This window comes from Rhodococcoides kroppenstedtii (assembly GCF_900111805.1).
Classification (GTDB): domain Bacteria; phylum Actinomycetota; class Actinomycetes; order Mycobacteriales; family Mycobacteriaceae; genus Rhodococcoides; species Rhodococcoides kroppenstedtii.
The window spans coordinates 84,922-103,458 of the sequence record NZ_FOJN01000001.1 but is presented as its reverse complement, the minus strand read 5'-3'; the positions used below and the strand labels follow the sequence as shown (position 1 = coordinate 103,458).

The following is an 18,537-nucleotide window of genomic DNA, read 5'->3' as shown; positions in this document are numbered from 1 at the left end:
TAGTGCAGACCGGTGCGGACCCCCGCGGCCGGACCTGGTGCCGCCAGCGGCTTTTCGACGCGGCGTGACCAACGTCATGGCCGACCCTTCCGCGCGCCCGCGTGCACGGTCATACTCGTCGATCGTGAGCACTCCCACCGTGACGACCGTCGCCGACGGCGTCCACGTCGCCGCCGGGCCCGACGTGAACTGGACGCTGTTGGTCGACGGCACCGACGTCACGCTGATCGACTCCGGTTACCCGCGGTACGTCGGTGCGGTGATCGAGTCGCTCGCCCGGCTGGGTCGCCGCCCGGAGGACGTGCGCGCAATCCTGTTGACGCACGCGCACATCGACCACATCGGCGGTGCCGCGCACTTCGCGGCCACGTACGGCACGCCGGTGCTGACGTCGTCGGTCGAGGCGCGGCACGCGCGTCGGGAGTACCTCGAGCAGGCGGGTCCTGCCGACGTCGTTCGCAACATCTGGCGGCCGGGGGCGGCGGCCTGGGCCCTGCGCATCGCACGTGCCGGAGGTACGCGCTCCGGTGCCGTGCCCGACGCGGACGGGTTCGAGGCCGTCGTCGACGCCGGGGGAGCACTGGACCTGCCGGGAGCACCGGTGCCGGTGGCCTCGCCCGGGCACACGTCGGGACACACCGGCTACCACCTCCCGCACGCGGGTGCGCTTCTCACGGGTGACGCGCTGATCACCGGGCACGCGCTGTGCCGCCATGTCGGGGCGCAGATGCTGCCGAACCTCTTCGCGCACGATCGCGAGGGCGAGATCGCCGCTCTCGACGCCTTCACCGGGCGCGACGCGGACGTCCTGATCCCGGGGCACGGTCCGGTGATGCGGGGGTCGGTCGACGCGGCCGTCGACCGGGCCCGGCGACTCGCCGGGGTGGCGTGACGCCGGGAAACTAGCTTCGCGGTCGGCGAATGCGGATGGGCCCCTTGGCCGTCGACGGGTCCACCACCGACCCGCCCTGCGTGATCTCCACCTCGCCGCGGGCGACCAGGCGGCGGGCGGCGCGGCGCACCGGTTCCATCAGCGGCCGCCAGTCGTCGGGTGCCACCGCGCGGGCGACATCCGACGGGCAGATCGAGGAGTCCCACGCGCGGGAGTCGAGCAGGCGACCGATCTCGCCCTCGAGGTCGTGCTCGGGGGCGCGACGGGCCGCGGTGCTACCCAGGACGCGGCGCGCGTCGGCGCGGCAGGAATCGCTGCAGTACTTCACCGAGTCCCAGTCACGTTCCCACTTCTTCCGCCACTCGATCCGGCGCCCGCACACGGCGCAGGTCTTGTCCGGCACGGTCGTCGTCTCGCGCTTGCGGTGGGCCACCTCCTCGATTGTGCCCGTGCCCCGTCGTCACGGTCGGGGGTCGGGGCTAGCGTGAGCGAGTGCAACGACAGTCGTCCCCGCGATCGACCACCACCGTGGGCACGGCCGCGGGTGTCGGCGCCTACGGCCTATGGGGCCTGTTCCCGGCGTACTTCGGTCTGCTGAGCTTCGCCGGCGCCCTCGAGGTGCTCGCGCATCGCATCGTGTGGACGCTGGTGCTCATGACCGTCGTGCTGGCGGTGCTGGGCCGGCTCGGCACGCTGCGCGGGCTGTCGCCGCGGACGTGGGCGGTGGTGGCATCCGCGTCGGCGTTCATCGCGATCAACTGGGGCACCTACATCTACGCCGTCTCGTCCGGTCGGGTGGTGGAGGCCGCGCTCGGGTACTTCGTGAATCCGTTGGTCAGCGTGCTGCTCGGGGTGGTGATCTTCCGCGAGCGTCTCGCGCGGGCACAGACGGCGGCGCTGGTGCTCGCCGCGATCGCCGTGGTGGTCCTCACCGTCGACTACGGGCGGCCGCCCGTGATCGCACTCACCCTGGCGCTGTCGTTCGCCTGCTACGGCGTGATGAAGAAGATCGTGCCGCTCGAACCGACCACGTCGCTGACGGCCGAAGGTCTGGTGGCCGCGCCGATCGCGGTGACGTTCCTCGTCTGGCTGGGTGTGAGCGGGGGAGCGGGCGCGTTCTCGCAGGGGCCGTGGCACGCCGCCCTGTTGCTCACGGCGGGGCCGGTCACCGCCGTTCCGCTGCTGCTGTTCGGCGTGGCCGCGCAGAAGATCCCGCTGGTCACCCTCGGCCTGCTCCAGTACCTCACGCCGGGGCTGCAGATGGCCTGGGGCGTGCTGGTCCTGCACGAGGACATGCCCGCCTCGCGGTGGGTCGGATTCGCGCTCATCTGGTGCGCGCTCGCGGTGTTCACGGTCGGTTCGGTCCGCCGGATGCGGGCCGAACGGGTGGCCACGGTGCCCGCCGAAGCGGTGGCGGCGGACCCCGGCCGGTGAGCGTCGGCGCGCCCCTTCCGTCACTCGCGCACCGGCCCGCGTGTACGGCGAATCGTGTCGGTCGGACGGCTTAGAGTGGCTCCCGTGTCGGACTTCGTTCATCTCCACAATCACACCGAGTACTCCATGCTGGACGGCGCCGCGAAGATCGCGCCGCTGTTCGCGGAGGCGCAGCGCCTCGGGATGAGCGCGGTGGGAATGACCGACCACGGCAACATGTACGGGGCCAGCGAGTTCTACAACGAGGCCAAGAAGGCCGGCATCAAGCCGATCATCGGGATCGAGGCCTACATCGCGCCGGAGTCGCGCTTCGAAAAGAAGCGCGTGCTGTGGGGCGACCGCAGTCAGAAGTCGGACGACGTGTCGGGCAGCGGTGCGTACACGCACATGACCATGGTCGCGGAGAACGCCACCGGTCTGCGGAACCTGTTCAAGCTGTCGTCGCTCGCGTCCATCGAGGGGCAGCTGGGCAAGTGGGCGCGCATGGACGAGGAGCTCATCGCCACCCATGCCGAGGGCATCATCGCGACCACCGGATGCCCGTCCGGCGAGATCCAGACTCGCCTGCGCCTCGGCCACGAGCGGGAGGCGCTCGAGGCCGCGGCCAAGTGGCAGGAGATCTGGGGCCCGGACAACTTCTTCCTCGAGCTGATGGATCACGGGTTGTCCATCGAGCGGCGCGTGCGGGAGGGGCTGCTGCGCATCGGCGAGCAGCTCGGCATCCCCCCGCTCGCGACCAACGACTGCCACTACGTCACCAAGGACGCCTCCACCAATCACGAAGCGCTGCTGTGCATTCAGACCGGCAAGACGCTCTCGGATCCCACCCGCTTCAAGTTCGATGGGGACGGTTACTACCTCAAGTCGGCCGAGGAGATGCGTGCGCTGTGGGACTCGGAGGTGCCCGGTGCGTGTGATTCGACTCTGCTGATCGCCGAGCGGGTGCAGTCCTACGACGACGTGTGGGAGCACCGGGACCGCATGCCGATCTTCCCGGTGCCGGAGGGGGAGACCCAGGGCTCCTTCCTGACCAAGGAGGTCGAGCGCGGCCTCGAGTGGCGTTTCCCCGACGGGGTCCCGCAGGAATATCGGGATCGGGCGAAGTACGAGATCGCCGTCATCCTCGAGATGGGCTTCCCGGCCTACTTCCTCGTGGTCGGGGACCTCATCAAGCACGCGCGCGAGGTCGGTATCCGCGTCGGACCGGGTCGTGGATCGGCCGCCGGGTCCCTCGTGGCCTACGCGATGGGCATCACCAACATCGACCCGCTCCCGCACGGACTGCTCTTCGAGCGCTTCCTCAACCCCGAGCGCGTGTCGATGCCCGACATCGACATCGACTTCGACGATCGCCGCCGCGGCGAGATGGTGCGCTACGCCACCGAGAAGTGGGGCAGCGACCGGGTGGCCCAGGTGATCACGTTCGGCACCATCAAGACCAAGGCGGCCATCAAGGACTCCGCCCGCGTGCAGTTCGGCCAGCCCGGCTTCGCCATCGCCGACCAGATCACCAAGGCACTGCCGCCGCCCATCATGGCCAAGGACATCTCGGTCGCCGGCATCACCGACCCGACGCACGAGCGGTACAAGGAAGCCGCCGAGGTCCGCTCGCTGATCGAGTCGAACCCGGACGTCGCCAAGATCTACGACACCGCTCGGGGCCTCGAGGGTCTGATCCGCAACGCGGGCGTCCACGCCTGCGCGGTTATCATGTCCTCCGAGCCGCTCACCGACGCCATTCCGGTGTGGAAGCGTCCGCAGGACGGCGCCATCATCACCGGGTGGGACTACCCGTCGTGCGAGGCCATCGGCCTGCTCAAGATGGACTTCCTGGGCTTGCGCAACCTGACCGTCATCGGGGACGCGATCGACAACATCAAGGCGAATCGCGGGATCGAGCTGGACCTCGACACGCTCGGCCTCGACGATCCCGCGACGTACGAGTTGCTCGCCCGCGGCGACACTCTCGGCGTGTTCCAGCTCGACGGCAGCGCCATGCGCGACCTGCTGCGCCGGATGCAGCCCACCGGCTTCGAGGACATCGTGGCGGTCCTCGCGCTCTACCGCCCGGGTCCGATGGGCATGAACGCGCACAACGATTACGCCGATCGCAAGAACGGACGCCAGCAGGTCACCCCGATCCACCCCGAGCTCGAGGAGCCGCTCGCGGAGATCCTGAAGGACACCTACGGGCTCATCGTGTACCAGGAGCAGATCATGCAGATCGCTCAGAAGGTCGCGGGCTACTCGCTGGGGCAGGCCGACATCCTCCGTCGCGCCATGGGCAAGAAGAAGCTCTCGGTGCTCGAGGAGGCCTACGCGGGATTCCGAGAAGGCATGCTGGGCAACAACTTCTCCGAACCCGCCATCAAGGCTCTGTGGGACACCATCCTCCCGTTCGCGGGCTACGCGTTCAACAAGTCGCACGCCGCGGGATACGGGCTCGTCTCGTACTGGACCGGCTACCTCAAGGCCAACTACCCGGCGGAGTACATGGCGGGTCTGCTCACGTCCGTCGGCGACGACAAGGACAAGGCCGCGGTCTACCTGGCCGACTGCCGCAAGCTCGGGATCACCGTGCTGCCGCCCGACGTCAACGAGTCCGAGCAGAACTTCGCGTCGGTGGGGGAGGACATCCGATTCGGCATGGGCGCGGTGCGCAACGTCGGGGCCAACGTGGTGTCGTCGATCATCGCGGCGCGCACGGAGAAGGGGAAGTTCACCGACTTCTCCGACTACCTGGCGAAGATCGATGCCACCGCGTGCAACAAGAAGGTCACCGAATCTCTCGTCAAGGCCGGTGGTTTCGACTCGCTCGGCCACCCTCGCAAGGGCCTGGTGCTGGTGCACGCCGACGCGATCGACTCCGTCCTGGGCACCAAGAAGGCCGAAGCCATCGGCCAGTTCGACCTGTTCGGCGGGGTCGACGCCGACGAGTCCGTCACCAGCGTGTTCAACGTCAAAATCCCGGACGAGGAGTGGGACACCAAGCACCGCTTGGCCCTCGAGCGAGAGATGCTGGGGCTCTACGTCTCCGGACATCCGCTCAACGGGGTCGAACACGTGCTGGCCGCGCAGTCCGACACGGCGATCCCCACGATTCTCGAGGGCGGGCTCAAGGACGGCACGCAGGTCACCGTCGGCGGCATCCTGGCCTCGGTGAACCGTCGTGTGAACAAGAACGGCCTGACGTGGGCGTCGGCACAACTCGAAGATCTCTCCGGCGGTATCGAGGTGCTGTTCTTCCCGCAGGCGTACTCGGTGTTCGGCGCCGACGTCGCCGAGGACTCCGTGGTCCTGGTCAAGGCGCGCGTCTCCGCGCGTGACGATCGCATCTCGCTCATCGCCAACGATCTCGCCGTACCGGATCTCTCCGCGGTGGGCGTCGCCAAGCCCCTCGCGGTCAGTCTGCCCACCCGGCTCTGCACGGCCGACAAGGTCGGCGCGCTCAAGCGGGTGCTGGCCAGCCATCCCGGGACGTCCGACGTTCACCTGCGGTTGTTGAGCGGAGACCGGGTGACGGTACTCAAGGTGGACGAGAAGCTGCGGGTGACGCCGTCCTCGGCGCTCATGGGGGACCTCAAGGCGTTGCTGGGACCGGGCTGTCTCACGGTCTGAGCAGCACCTGCCGGTACCGTCGAGGCGTCGACGCACGACATCACGTCAACGAAAGGACGCCCCTGTGATCACCGACTTCATCAACCTGATCCTCAGCGGCATCGGCGGGATCGCCGCCGGCTCGAGTGGGTTCTACCTGACCCCCGGTGTACTGCCCTTCGGCCTCTGATCCCTCCCGGCTCGACCGAGTCCGAGACGACGACGGTGCCCGCCCCCCGGTCATCGGGGAGCGGGCGCCGTCGTCCGTGTCGGAGGCGATGGTGCCGTCGGTGTCGTCAGGCCGACCGAGCCGTCAGAGGCGGCGGTGCGACCGCTCGGCCAGAGGAAGGGCGAGCCAGAGCGCCACGGCGGCCGCGGCTCCCGTCAAGACACCCACGTGCAGGGCGGTGACCGACCCGACGGCCACGGCGAGCACCAGGCCGACCACGAGGGCCTCGAGCTTCCACACGGGCCACGGCGTGCCCGCCAGGTCGACCGTGCGGACGGATCCTCGACGCGCAGCGGCGCCGGCATCGAACGTGGTCATGCTCGCCTCCCGAAGTGGACCGTCGTGGGGACCCGATCTCTCCGCCTCAGCGTACACGGACGCAGAAGTTCGGGCACCCGAACTTCACTGTTGAAGGCCGATTCGGTTGCCGTCGGGGGCACGGCTGTGTTCACTGGAACCATGCCGCTACAGGGTGAGTACGCACCGAGTCCGTCCACCTGGGCCGCCGAGCAGGCGGACCTCTACGAGAACTCCGGAGGGACGGAGGGCACCGAACTGAACGGCCGTCCCGTCATCCTTCTGACCACCGTGGGCAACAAGAGCGGCAAGCTGCGCCGCACGCCCCTCATGCGTGTCGAGCACGAGGGCAAGTACGCCGCGGTGGCCTCGCTGGGCGGCGCTCCCAAGCACCCGGTGTGGTACTACAACGTGCTGGCCGAGCCGCACGTGGAACTGCGGGACAAGACGCAGAAGTGGGACATGACCGCCCGCGAGGTGCACGGCGCCGAGAAGCAGGAGTGGTGGGACCGCGCCGTGGAGGCCTTCCCCGACTACGCCGAGTACCAGAAGAAGACGGACCGGGAGATCCCGGTCTTCGTTCTCGAGCCGCGCTGAGTTCTCGGAGCGCCCGGTGTCGGCCCGGTCCGACGACACGGGCACGGTCCGGCCCGGTGAACTGGGCCGACCCCGACGTGGCAGCATGGTCCGGGTGATCGTGAGCACCACCTCCGGACCCGTGACGGCCCCCGCCGCACCGTCGGGGACGGCGCGCACCGAGTCGGCCCTGCCCACGGCGGCGGATGTCGACGCCGCCGCCGGCCGTCTCCGCGGTATCGCGACGGTGACCCCGCTGGAGCCGTGCGACCGGCTGTCGGCGACCACGGGCGCGCGGGTGTTCCTCAAGCGCGAGGATCTGCAGCGGGTGCGGTCCTACAAATTGCGCGGCGCGTACAACCTCATGGTGCAGCTCACCGAGGCCGAGCGCGCCGCGGGCATCGTCGCCGCCAGCGCCGGCAACCACGCGCAGGGTGTCGCCTTCGCGTGCCGGATGCTCGGCGTCCGCGGCCGCATCTACGTCCCGACGACGACGCCGCGGCAGAAGCGCGACCGCATTGCGTTCCACGGCGGCGATCTCGTGCAGGTCATCAGCGTCGGGTCCACCTTCGACGCCGCGGCTGCGGCGGCGACCGAGGACGTGGCGCGGACCGGTGCGACCATCGTTCCGCCCTTCGACGATCCGCGGACGGCTGCCGGGCAGGGGACCATCGCCGCGGAGATCCTCGACCAACTGGACACCGCGCCGGACGTCGTGGTGGTGCCGGTGGGCGGCGGCGGCTGCGCCGCAGGAATCGCGACCTACCTCGCCGAGCGATCGCCGCACACCCGTGTCGTGGCGGCCGAACCGGCTGGTGCGGCGTCGCTGACGGCCGCCCTGGTGGCCGGGGGCCCGGTGACGCTCGACGAGATCGACCCGTTCGTCGACGGCGCCGCCGTGCGCCGCATCGGGGCGCTGCCGTACGCCGTGCTGTCCGCGCGTGAGACGGAGGTGGTTCAGATCGACGAGGGCGCCATCTGCACCGCCATGCTCGACCTCTATCAAAGCGAAGGTGTCATCGCCGAACCGGCCGGCGCACTGTCGGTCGCGGCACTGGCCGCGATCACCGTTCCTGCCGACGCCACGGTGGTGTGTCTGGTGTCGGGCGGCAACAACGACGTGTCCCGCTACGGCGAGATCCTCGAGCGGTCGCTGGTGCACCGTGGTCTCAAGCACTACTTCCTGGTCGACTTCCCCCAGGAGCCCGGCGCGTTGCGGACGTTCCTCGACTCGGTGCTCGGGCCGGACGACGACATCACGTTGTTCGAGTACGTCAAACGCAACAACCGGGAAACCGGGGCGGCACTGGTCGGCGTCGAGCTGGGTGTCGCGGGGGCACTGTCCGAGCTGCTCGAGCGCATGGAGGCGTCGCCGATGCACGTCGAGCACCTCGAGCCGGGCACACCTGCCTACCGCTATCTGACCTGATCGCGGAGCAACCGCTCGACGACGCGGCGGTGCAGGTCCGGATCCGGCCCCGGTAGCCCGACCAGGGCGGCCAGGTAGAGCCCGTCGCCCACCAGCCGCACGATCTCCGCGTGCACGGGGTCGTCGAACTCGTCCTGCAGCACGCGGTCGTACATCCCCATCATCTCGACGACGGCATCCTGAACCGCGCCCGGCGCGCCGTCGGTGCTGCGGAACGCCGCGAGGGTGGATCGGAAGAGTGCGATCTCGAGGGCGTCGTCGGGGTCGGTGTCGGTGCCTGCGCTGCCGGCCGACGACGACGGAGTGGCGAGCGGGGAGAGGTACCACTCGGCCAGCGACGTGCCCGCGTCCGCCGCCTGAACGCGCTTGCGTTCGGCCCGCTCGCCCAGGCGTCGCACCATAGCCGCCATCATCGCGTCCTTGCTCGGAAAGTGATACAGCAGACCGCCTTTCGACACTCCGGCACGGGCGGCGACGGCGTCGAGAGTGGCCTTGTCGGTGCCGTCCCGCACCAGAATGTCCTCCAGTGCGTCCAGAATGCGGTCCCGCGTCTCCGTGGCCATCGCCTCACTGTACCGGCTGGACGGTCGTTGCTATGCTCGCTCGGTCGGCTGTACCGGCTGGACGGTTGGAAGGAGTGTCTCGTGTCCCTGTTCGTCGCCCCCGAGGCCGCGCGCGCCACGCGCCGTGACTGGGTGGGCCTGTGCGTTCTCGCCGGAGCGGTGATGATGGTCGCCGTCGACGGCACGGTGCTCGACATCGCGCTGCCGTTCCTCAGCGCCGATCTGCAACCCACCGGCACCGAGCTGCTGTGGATCATCGACATCTACTCGTTCGTGCTCGCCGGACTCCTGGTGACCATGGGCACGCTGGGAGACCGGATCGGGCGCCGACGGTTGCTGTTGATCGGGTCGGTGGGTTTCGGGTTGTCGTCGGTGGTCGCCGCGTTCGCCGTCGATCCCGCCATGCTCATCGCCGCCCGCGTGATGCAGGGCGTCGCCGGCGCCACGCTCATGCCCGCGACGCTCGGGCTCATCCGGTCGATGTTCGCCCACCCGGCCGAACGCACCCTCGCCATCGGCGTGTGGGGTGCGATGGCCGGCGGCGGCGCAGCGGCCGGTCCCGTCGTCGGTGGCGTGCTGCTCGAGCACTTCTGGTGGGGGTCGGTGTTCCTGATCAACGTGCCGGTCATGATCGTGCTGGTCGTGGCCGGTCCGTTCGCGATTCCGGAGTCGAAGAATCCCGCGCCGGGTGCGTTCGACCTGCCGAGCGCTCTGCTGTCCATCGTCGCGATCGTGCCGCTGGTCTACGTCGTCAAGGAGGCCGTCGCGCACGGCCCCGGAGTCGAGCTGGCGCCGATCGCCCTGGTCGGCCTGGCCGCGGGGGTTGCGTTCGTCCGGCGACAGCGGCGCTCGACCTCACCGATGATCGACCTGAGCCTGTTCGCGCAGCGACAGTTCTCCACCGCTGTGGTCACGAACCTGCTGTCCATCTTCGCGCTGGCCGGGGTGCTGTTCTTCGGCTCGCAGTACCTGCAGTCGGTGCTCGGACTGTCACCGCTGGCCGCCGGACTGTTCCTGATCCCGGGCACCGCGGCCAACATGGCGGCGTCGCTGCTCGCCGCCTACCTCGTCCGCCGGTGGCGGCCCGGCACGGTGCTCACCGGGGGTCTGCTCGTCGGTGCGCTCGGGGCACTGACGTTGACCCGACTCGGGACGGTGGACGGGCGCCTGACGTTCGTCGTGGCCTTCGTCGCCGTCGGTGTCGCTGCCGGTCTGGCTCTCACCCTCACCTCCGACCTCGTCGTCGGCTCGGTGCGACCCGAACGCGCCGGCGCCGCGTCGGCCGTGTCGGAAACGGCCTACGAGCTCGGCATCGCCCTGGGTGTCGCCGTGCTCGGGTCCGTCGTCATGGGCATCTTCCGCTCCGGCGTCGACGTCACGGGCCTGACTGCCGAGAACGCCGGTCACGCCCGCGAGACGTTGGGGGAGGCCGTCGCGCTGGCCGGGTCGCTCTCCGGTGAGGTCGGGGACGTGCTGCGCGCCTCGGCGCAGGCGGCGTTCGTGGACGGCATGCACGCCGCCGCGACAGTCACCGCGGCGGTCCTGGTCACCAACGCGGTGCTGGTGGCGTGGGCGCTGCGCAGGCGGTCGGATCAGGTGAGCACGACGAAGGAGTGACCGGGCAGCGTGGTGGAGGAGCCGGTGCGGTCGCTGGTGGTCTCGCTCGACCACAGCACCGGCGTGCCGCCGACGGGGACGGTGACCGGGGCGTCGGACAGGTTGCACACCAGCGCCGTCCCTCGCCCCGGCGTCCCGACGCGCTTGCGGTGCACCACGATCCAGCGCTCGTCCTCGTCGTGGTCCACCCGGACGTTCGTCAGCCACGGGTCGGTGAACTCGGGCCGCGCGGCGCGCAGGGCAAGCAGGCTCCGGTAGATCTCCAACAGGGCTGCGTGCTTCCCCTCGGTGACCTCGCTCCAGTTCAGCTTCGAGCGCTCGAAGGTCGCCGGGTCCTGCGGATCCGGGATGTCGTCGGAATCCCAGCCGTGCGAGGCGAATTCGGCCTTACGTCCCTCCGCGGTGGCCTTGCCCAGTTCGGGTTCGGGGTGCGAGGTGAAGAACTGGAACGGTGACGACGCGTCGAACTCCTCGCCCATGAACAGCATCGGGGTGAAGGGGGACAACAGGATCAGGGCGGCCTTGACGGCCTGCTGACCGGTGGTGAGGTAGTGACCCGGCCGGTCACCGACCGCGCGGTTGCCCACCTGGTCGTGGGTCGTGGTGTACGCGACCAGGGAACTGGCCGGCAGCACCCGCGGGTCGACCGGTCGACCGTGGATTCGGCCTCGGAACGAGGAGTACGTTCCGGCGTGGAAGAAGCCGTGGCTCAACGTCGTGGCGAGGCAGGACATCGAACCGAAGTCGCCGAAGTAGCCCTGCCGCTCGCCGGACACCGCCGCGTGCACCGCATGGTGGACGTCGTCGTCCCACTGGGCGGTCAAACCGTAGCCGCCGCCCGCGCGCGGGGTGATGAGCGTCGGGTCGTTCAGATCGCTCTCGGCGATCAGGGACAGCGGACGCCCGACGTGCGCGGAGAGCGATTCGGTCTCGACCGCCAGCTGCTCGAGGATGTGCACCGCGGTGGTGTCGGCAAGGGCGTGGACGGCGTCGAGTCGTAGGGCGTCGATGTGGAACTCGTCGAACCAGCGCAGGGCGTTGTCGACGATGTAGCGGCGCACCACGTCCGACCCGCTCTCGGCGACGTTGACGGTCTGCCCCCACGAATTCGCGCCTTCGGCGAGGTACGGACCGAACTTCTCGAGGTAGTTGCCGGACGGGCCGAGGTGGTTGTAGACCACGTCGAGCGCGACGGCCAGCCCGCGGGCGTGGCAGGCGTCGACGAAGCGCTGGAGCCCGGCCGGGCCGCCGTATCCTTCGTGCACCGTGTACCAGAGGACGCCGTCGTAGCCCCAGTTGTGGGTGCCGTTGAAGCCGTTGACCGGCATGACCTCGACAAAGGTAATCCCCAGGTCGACCAGGTGGTCGAGCTTGTCGATCGCGGCGTCGAACGTGCCCTCCGGGGTGAACGTGCCGATGTGCAGTTCGTAGAGAACTCCGCCCGCCAACCGGCGGCCGGTCCAGCCGTCGTCCGTCCACGCCGTGCGGTCGACGTCGAACACCGCCGACGGCTCGTGCACGCCGTCGGGCTGGCGGGGTGAGCGCGGATCGGGGATCACCGCGTCGTCGTCGCCGAGAACGAAGCCGTACCGTGCCCCGTCCGCCGCGGGCACGTCCACCGACCACCAGCCGCCCGTCTCGTGCATGTCGTGCAACTCGCCGTCCAGGTGCAGACGCACGCGGTCGGGGGTCGGCGCCCACACGGAGAACGTGCGGGTGGCGGCGGTGTCCGAGGACGGGGAGGGGCTCATGCGTCCCCGATACCCGGGCGGCGGCTCGTCCACACCCGAACCCCCTCCGCTATGACCGACGTCGCGCTACGGTGAGCGCGCCACGGTTCGTCGGGGACCGTGTTCCGGGGGGAAATCATGGTGCTGCCGCGTCCTGTTCTGCTGCGCCGTCTCGGGGTCCTCGTGGCCACGCTGGCCCTGGCGTCGACGCTCACCGCGGGACCGGCGTCCGCCGTGCCCGTCGTGACGGTGGCCGGTGGCGCCGTCTCCGGGTTCTCGCGGGACGGCATCGACCAGTACTTCGGTGTGCCCATGGCCGTGGCCGACCGCTACGCCTCGCCGCGGCCTGCGCCGGGATGGACCGGCGTCCGGGAGGCGATTCGGCACGACGATCAATGCCCGCAGGCCGTGCCGCTCCCGATCGACCTCCCGCCGATCCCCGTGCTGCCGACGAGTTCCGAGGACTGCCTCGGCATCGACCTCTACGTTCCGCCGAACGCGGCGGGCCGATCGCTCCCGGTCATGGTGTACCTGTACGGCGGGGCGTTCGTCGTCGGCAACACCACGCAGTACGACTCGCCGTCCCAACTGGTGCGCGACGGCGACGTGATCGTCGCGATCCCGAACTACCGCGTCGGCTCCTTCGGGTTCCTCGCCCTGCCCGAGCTCGCCGCGGAATCCGGTGGTGCGACGGGCAATCAGGGCATCGAGGATCAGCAGTTCGCGCTGCGCTGGGTGCGCGACAACATCGCCGCGTTCGGCGGCGACCCGTCGAACGTCACGATCTTCGGCGAGTCCGCGGGTGGGATGAGCGTGTGCACGCACCTCGCGTCGCCGCGCTCGGCCGGACTGTTCCACAAGGCGATCGTGCAGAGCGGGCCGTGTTCGCGGAGCCCCCTCGTCCCGCCGAGTCGTGAGGTCGCCTTCGCGCGCGGAGCGGCCTTCGCAGAGGAGATGGGGTGCGGCGACGGTCCGGGGCGGCTCGCCTGCCTGCGCAGCCTGCCGGTCGACCGCCTGCTGGGGTCCGCGACACACTCGTTCACCAGCCCGAACGCGACGTGGACACCGGTCGTCGACGGCGTCGTGCTGACCGATACGCCGGAGGGTGCTCTCCGCGCCGGCGCCTCGGCCGACGTGCCGATCCTCCTGGGCAGCAACTCCGAGGAGGGCGGCACCTTCGTCGTGCTCTTCGACTACGCCGCCGGCCGCGTGCCCACCGCCGAAAGTGTCGCGGCGTCGGTGCGCGAGGTCTATCCCGAGGACGCGGACCCGATCCTGGCCACCTATCCCGTCGCCGCCTACCCGACGCCCGCCGACGCCCTGTCCGCGGTGTGGACCGATTCGCTCTTCGCCTGTCCGACCGTCGTCACCGCGGACGCGGCCCGAGCAGGCGGCGCGCGGGTGTGGCAGTACCGCTTCACCGATGCGCCGCTCGCGCCGAGCGGGCCACTGCTGCCCGGGGCGTTCCACGCGGCGGACGTGCCCTATCTGTTCTCTCGGCTCGGCGGTATCCCGGTGCCGTGGACGGGCTCCGCCGCCGCCCTCGCCGACCGCATGAAGCGCACGTGGGCGACCTTCGCGCACACCGGCGACCCGAACGGCCCCGGCCTGCCCGCCTGGCCGGACTCCGGTGCCTCCGGCCACCCGGCCCTGCAGATCGATCGCGACCGCGCAGAGCCGGTGACCGACGTCGCCGACGTCCATCGGTGCGGGTTCTGGGCGGGCGTCTCGCCGCCGGATCGTGTGCAGTAGTCCGTGCCGTACACGGATTTCCGCACACGATCGGGGCGGCGACAGTGGCACAGTGGGGTAGGTGACCACCCACTCGCCGCTGCCCATGTTCCCGCTCGGCAGCGTGATCCTGCCCGGTGACGCCCTCCCGCTCCACGTCTTCGAACCGCGATACCGCGCGATGATCGAGGACATCGTCGTCGGCGACGCGCAGTTCGGGGTGGTGCTGATCGAGCGGGGCCACGAAGTCGGCGGCGGTGACGTCCGCGGAACGGCCGGCGTGATGGTGCGGGTCGATCAAGCGGTGCAGACGCCCGACGGTCGGTACGTCCTCGAATGCACCGGGCTCCACCGCATCCGTGTTCTCGAGTGGCTGCCGGACGATCCGTACCCCCGCGCCACCGTGGAGGACTGGCCCGACTCCGACCACGAGCCCGCCCGCGACGAGCAGTACCACCAGGTGCGGGACCTCACCGAGCGACTGTTCGACGTTCTGCGAGACATCTCGGAGCGTCGTGACCTGCCGCCGCCGGAGACCCCGGTGCTCGATCCGGCCGGGGCGTACGGCGAGCCGACGTCTCTGTGGGAGTTCGCGTCGTCGTTGCCGTTGGGGTCGGCGGACCGCGCGAAGGTCCTCACGGCGGAGACGCCGGGGGAGCGGCTGCGGGTGCTGGCGTCCGCGGTCGAGGACGTCACCGCCGTCGCCGAATTCTCGCGGGGATAAGGTCGACAGGGTCGCAGGAGTCGACCGGCTCGACACGAGTCGTCGGGAGCGAGGAGAACGAACGTGGCGCACGAGCGAGCGGGACGACGCGCGGAGCCGTCCGATCTGGTCGACCTTCCGCACCTGGTCACCGCGTACTACACGCAGAAGCCGGATCCGGAGAACCCCGATCAGCAGGTGGTGTTCGGCACGTCCGGACACCGCGGCTCGAGTCTCGACGCGGCGTTCACCGAGGACCACATCGTGGCCACCACGCAGGCCATCGTGGAGTACCGCACCGAGCAGGGCATCACGGGTCCGATGTTCCTCGGCCGGGACACCCATGCGTTGTCCGAGCCCGCCTGGGCCTCGGCGCTCGAGGTGCTCGCCGCGAACGACGTTGCCGTCCTGATCGATTCGGCGGGTCGCTACACCCCCACGCCGGCCGTCAGCCACGCGATCCTCCGGCACAACGCGTCCGGTCCCGCCGCGCAGGCGGACGGAATCGTCGTCACACCGTCGCACAATCCGCCCCGCGACGGCGGCTTCAAGTACAACCCGCCGAACGGCGGTCCGGCCGACAGCGATGCGACATCCGTCATCGCCGCGCGAGCCAACGAGATTCTGCGCCAGGGTGTCTCGTCCGTTCGGCGCGTGCCGCTCGCACGGGCATTGGCGCAGTCCGCCGAGAAGTACGACTACCTGGGGACGTACGTCGACGACCTCCCGTCAATCCTCGACCTCGACGCCGTACGGTCCGCCGGGGTCCGCATCGGCGCCGACCCGCTCGGCGGAGCAGCGGTCGACTACTGGGGAGCGATCGCCGAGCGTCACCGGCTCGACCTCGAGGTCGTCAACCCGCTCGTCGACGCGACGTGGCGCTTCATGACGCTCGACACCGACGGCAAGATCCGCATGGACTGCTCGTCGCCCAACGCGATGGCGTCGCTCATCGAGGTGCGCGACCGGTACGACATCGCCACGGGTAACGACGCCGACGCGGACCGACACGGCATCGTCACGCCCGACGGCGGCCTGATGAACCCGAATCACTACCTCGCGGTCGCGATCGACTACCTGTTCTCGCACCGACCGGAGTGGTCGGCGGAGACGGCCGTCGGCAAGACGTTGGTGAGCTCGTCGATGATCGACCGGGTGGTGGCCGCACTCGGGCGCCGACTGGTGGAGGTGCCGGTCGGCTTCAAGTGGTTCGTCGACGGATTGGTCACCGGCACACTGGGTTTCGGCGGCGAGGAGAGTGCCGGGGCGTCCTTCCTGCGGCGCGACGGGTCCGTGTGGACCACCGACAAGGACGGCATCGTCCTGGCCCTGCTCGCCTCGGAGATCACCGCGGTCACCGGGGAGACCCCGTCGCAGCGGTACGCCGCTCTGGCCGACCGTCACGGTGCCCCGTCCTACGCGCGGACCGACGCCCCCGCCTCGCGAGAGCAGAAGGCCGTCCTGGCGAAGCTGTCGGCCGACCAGGTCACCGCAACCGAGTTGGCGGGTGAGCCCATCACCGCCACGCTGACCACCGCGCCCGGCAACGGGGCTGCGTTGGGCGGCTTGAAAGTGACCACCGACAGCGCCTGGTTCGCGGCCCGCCCGTCCGGCACCGAGGACGTCTACAAGATCTACGCCGAGTCGTTCCGCGGCGACGATCATCTCGCCGAGGTGCAGGCGGCGGCGCGCGAGCTGGTGTCGTCCGTGCTGTCCGGAGCGTGACCGGGCCGGCCTCCGGGGGCCCGGAGGCTCGCGGGTCGACCGAGCGGGACATCCGGATCCTGATCTCGGCGGCGTTCGTCATCGCGCTCGGCTTCGGCATCGTCGCTCCCGCATTGCCGGGCTTCGCGCGGAACTTCGGGGTCACCGAATTCGCGGCGACGGCCATCATCAGTGCGTTCGCCGCCACCCGGCTGCTGTTCGCGCCCGCCTCCGGCGCGCTGGTCCAGCGCATCGGGGAACGACGCGTCTACATCACCGGGCTGACCGTCGTCGCCGTCTCGACGGGACTGTGCGCCGTCGCGCAGACATACTGGCAACTGCTGGCGTTCCGGTCGCTCGGCGGTATCGGCTCCACCATGTTCACCGTGTCGGCGCTCGGGCTGCTGATCCGCATCGCACCGCCGGACCGGCGCGGCCGGGTGTCGGGCATGTACGCCTCGAGCTTTCTCGCCGGCACCGTGCTGGGACCGTTCGTGGGCGGGGTGGTGCTCGAGATCGGTGGCCTGCGAGCCCCGTTCGTGTTCTACGCGGTGACCCTCGTGATCGCCGCGATCGTCGTCGCGGTCGGCCTGCGCAGTCCGGTGAAGGACGTGGACCTCGACTCGGCGCCCGTCGCGGTGCGGTTCGCCGACGCGGTCCGGTCGCCGATCTATCGGTCGGCCCTGCTGTCCAACTTCGCCAACGGCTGGGCCGTGTTCGGGGTGCGCACCGCGATCGTGCCGCTCTTCGTCGTCGCGGCACTGGGGCAACAGGATTCGATGGCGGCCATCGCGCTGGCGGTGTTCGCCGTCGGCAACGCCGTGGTGCTCGTTCCGGCAGGTCGGTGGTCGGACCGCTACGGCCGCAAGCCTTTCCTGATCGCCGGCCTGGCGGTCTGCGGCGCGACGACGGCCGGCATGGGGGTGTCCGGGTCGACCGTCGTGTTCCTGGTGCTCACCTTCGCCGCGGGCGTGGGTTCGGGTCTGATCACGCCGACCCAGCAGGCGGCGGTGGCCGACCTCGTCGGGTCGCGGGCACGCGGTGGTCCCGTGTTGGCGGCCTTCCAGATGGCGATGGACGTCGGGTCCGTCATCGGCCCGCTCGTGGCGGGCGTGCTGGTTGAGGAGCTGTCCTACGCGTGGGCCTTCGGCACGTCCGGGGCCATCCTGCTGATCGCCGCGGTGGGCTGGACGGTGGTGCCGGACACCGTCGGGCGTCCTCTCGTCGCGGAGCCCGCCGACTCCGGATCCCCGTCAGCCCGCGAGGCCGACCCCGATGAGCGATCCGACCGCGTACGTCGCGGCGACGGCCAGTCCGCCGAGGATCAGCTGCCGTAGCGCGCCGAGCACGGTCGACCGCGCGGTGAAGTGTGCGGCGACCGCACCGGCAGCCAGGAGGCCGACGCCGCCGCACCCGAGACCCGCTGCGAGCGAGGCGAATCCGAGCAGGAACGGGATCAACGGGATGATCGCGCCGATCGAGAACAGGACGAACGACGAGCCCGCCGCCACCCACGGGGACGGCTTCTCGTGCGGGTCGATGCCGAGCTCGCGGGAAATGTGCAGATCGACGGCGCGGTCGGCGTCCGTGTGGATCTCACGGGCGGCGGTGGTCGCGGTGCCCCGGGTCATGCCCATGTCGGTGAGCATGTCCACCAGCTCGGCCTCCTCGGCGTCCGGGTACTTCCGGAACGCGGCGCGCTCGGTGACCACCTCGGCGTCGATCTGCTCGTTCTGCGTGGTGACGGAGGTGTACTCGCCCAACGCCATCGAGAACGCGCCGGCCACCAGTCCGGCGACGCCGCTGAGGACCAGCGTGTGCGTCGTGACGCCCGCGCCGCCGACGCCCGCGATGAGCGAGGTGTTGGTCACCAGTCCGTCCATGGCACCGAACGTCGCCGCGCGCAACCACCCGCCGGAGACGTCGGCGTGGGAATGGTCGACCTCGTGGGGAACGATCGGGGCCGATCCGTCGGAGTCCTGAGCTGTGGTCACGGCCGAGAAACTACGCCCCGTTCCGCGGCGCTGCCAGCAAG

Annotated in this window: 15 protein-coding genes and 1 pseudogene; 10 read left to right on the top strand and 6 right to left on the bottom strand. The window is 70.2% G+C overall.

Annotated elements, in window-relative coordinates; translation table 11 throughout:
* The first annotated feature begins 124 nt into the window (after positions 1 to 124).
* Positions 125 to 892, top strand: coding sequence for an MBL fold metallo-hydrolase (locus BMZ18_RS00520; protein WP_308128398.1), 768 nt, complete (start codon positions 125 to 127; stop codon positions 890 to 892).
* Between the two features lie 10 nt (positions 893 to 902).
* On the opposite strand, the gene BMZ18_RS19945 is transcribed toward BMZ18_RS00520, so the two are convergent.
* Together BMZ18_RS19945 and BMZ18_RS20130 are read right to left on the bottom strand one after the other, a co-directional pair.
* Complete coding sequence (locus BMZ18_RS19945; protein WP_244516378.1) at positions 903 to 1,175, bottom strand: DUF3253 domain-containing protein; 273 nt, start codon at positions 1,173 to 1,175, stop codon at positions 903 to 905.
* Positions 1,176 to 1,202: 27 nt separating this feature from the next.
* Positions 1,203 to 1,295: pseudogene (locus BMZ18_RS20130) on the bottom strand (DUF2256 domain-containing protein); the annotation flags it as partial.
* Between the two features lie 89 nt (positions 1,296 to 1,384).
* Here BMZ18_RS20130 and rarD point away from each other — a divergent pair.
* Both rarD and dnaE read left to right on the top strand, forming a co-directional pair.
* Positions 1,385 to 2,326, top strand: a complete 942-nt coding sequence (rarD, locus tag BMZ18_RS00510; protein WP_068361215.1) for an EamA family transporter RarD — start codon at positions 1,385 to 1,387, stop codon at positions 2,324 to 2,326.
* 84 nt (positions 2,327 to 2,410) lie between these two features.
* Positions 2,411 to 5,944: a DNA polymerase III subunit alpha gene (gene dnaE / locus BMZ18_RS00505; protein WP_280141901.1), complete on the top strand. Its 3,534-nt coding sequence runs from the start codon at positions 2,411 to 2,413 to the stop codon at positions 5,942 to 5,944.
* A gap of 292 nt (positions 5,945 to 6,236) precedes the next feature.
* Here the strand turns inward: dnaE and BMZ18_RS00500 are convergent, their stop codons facing one another.
* A complete protein-coding gene (locus BMZ18_RS00500; protein ID WP_068100478.1) occupies positions 6,237 to 6,470 on the bottom strand; it encodes a hypothetical protein in 234 nt (77 codons plus the stop codon).
* Between the two features lie 141 nt (positions 6,471 to 6,611).
* Between BMZ18_RS00500 and BMZ18_RS00495 the strand changes: the two genes are divergently transcribed.
* Positions 6,612 to 7,046 (top strand): nitroreductase family deazaflavin-dependent oxidoreductase, encoded by a 435-nt coding sequence (locus BMZ18_RS00495; RefSeq protein ID WP_068105407.1) that lies wholly within the window; start codon positions 6,612 to 6,614, stop codon positions 7,044 to 7,046.
* A 121-nt stretch (positions 7,047 to 7,167) separates the two neighbouring features.
* A complete protein-coding gene (ilvA, locus tag BMZ18_RS00490) occupies positions 7,168 to 8,454 on the top strand; it encodes a threonine ammonia-lyase IlvA (protein ID WP_371828472.1) in 1,287 nt (428 codons plus the stop codon).
* Here the strand turns inward: ilvA and BMZ18_RS00485 are convergent.
* Positions 8,442 to 9,017, bottom strand: coding sequence for a TetR/AcrR family transcriptional regulator (locus tag BMZ18_RS00485; RefSeq protein WP_068361212.1), 576 nt, complete (start codon positions 9,015 to 9,017; stop codon positions 8,442 to 8,444). The genes ilvA and BMZ18_RS00485 overlap by 13 nt on opposite strands.
* 81 nt (positions 9,018 to 9,098) lie before the next feature.
* Here BMZ18_RS00485 and BMZ18_RS00480 point away from each other — a divergent pair, with 81 nt between their 5' ends.
* Positions 9,099 to 10,634 (top strand): MFS transporter, encoded by a 1,536-nt coding sequence (locus tag BMZ18_RS00480; protein WP_068361209.1) that lies wholly within the window; start codon positions 9,099 to 9,101, stop codon positions 10,632 to 10,634.
* Here the strand turns inward: BMZ18_RS00480 and treZ are convergent.
* The gene (gene treZ / locus BMZ18_RS00475) at positions 10,610 to 12,385 is read right to left on the bottom strand and encodes a malto-oligosyltrehalose trehalohydrolase (protein WP_074921709.1); all 1,776 of its coding nucleotides are present in this window, start codon (positions 12,383 to 12,385) and stop codon (positions 10,610 to 10,612) included. The genes BMZ18_RS00480 and treZ overlap by 25 nt on opposite strands.
* A 117-nt stretch (positions 12,386 to 12,502) precedes the next feature.
* Here treZ and BMZ18_RS00470 point away from each other — a divergent pair, with 117 nt between their 5' ends.
* From BMZ18_RS00470 to BMZ18_RS00455, 4 genes are all read left to right on the top strand, one after another.
* Positions 12,503 to 14,116, top strand: a complete 1,614-nt coding sequence (locus BMZ18_RS00470; protein WP_068361205.1) for a carboxylesterase/lipase family protein — start codon at positions 12,503 to 12,505, stop codon at positions 14,114 to 14,116.
* 61 nt (positions 14,117 to 14,177) lie between these two features.
* Entirely contained in the window at positions 14,178 to 14,819 is a 642-nt protein-coding gene (locus BMZ18_RS00465; protein WP_244516361.1) for an LON peptidase substrate-binding domain-containing protein, read from the top strand.
* Positions 14,820 to 14,882: 63 nt separating this feature from the next.
* Positions 14,883 to 16,523, top strand: a complete 1,641-nt coding sequence (gene pgm / locus BMZ18_RS00460; RefSeq protein ID WP_068361202.1) for a phosphoglucomutase (alpha-D-glucose-1,6-bisphosphate-dependent) — start codon at positions 14,883 to 14,885, stop codon at positions 16,521 to 16,523.
* On the top strand, positions 16,520 to 17,839 hold the full coding sequence (locus BMZ18_RS00455) for an MFS transporter (RefSeq protein ID WP_068361199.1): 1,320 nt from the start codon (positions 16,520 to 16,522) through the stop codon (positions 17,837 to 17,839). The genes pgm and BMZ18_RS00455 overlap by 4 nt, the downstream gene beginning before the upstream one ends.
* Here the strand turns inward: BMZ18_RS00455 and BMZ18_RS00450 are convergent.
* A complete protein-coding gene (locus tag BMZ18_RS00450; protein ID WP_068361196.1) occupies positions 17,756 to 18,496 on the bottom strand; it encodes a VIT1/CCC1 transporter family protein in 741 nt (246 codons plus the stop codon). The two genes, BMZ18_RS00455 and BMZ18_RS00450, sit on opposite strands and share 84 nt — an antisense overlap.
* Between the last annotated feature and the right edge of the window lie 41 nt (positions 18,497 to 18,537).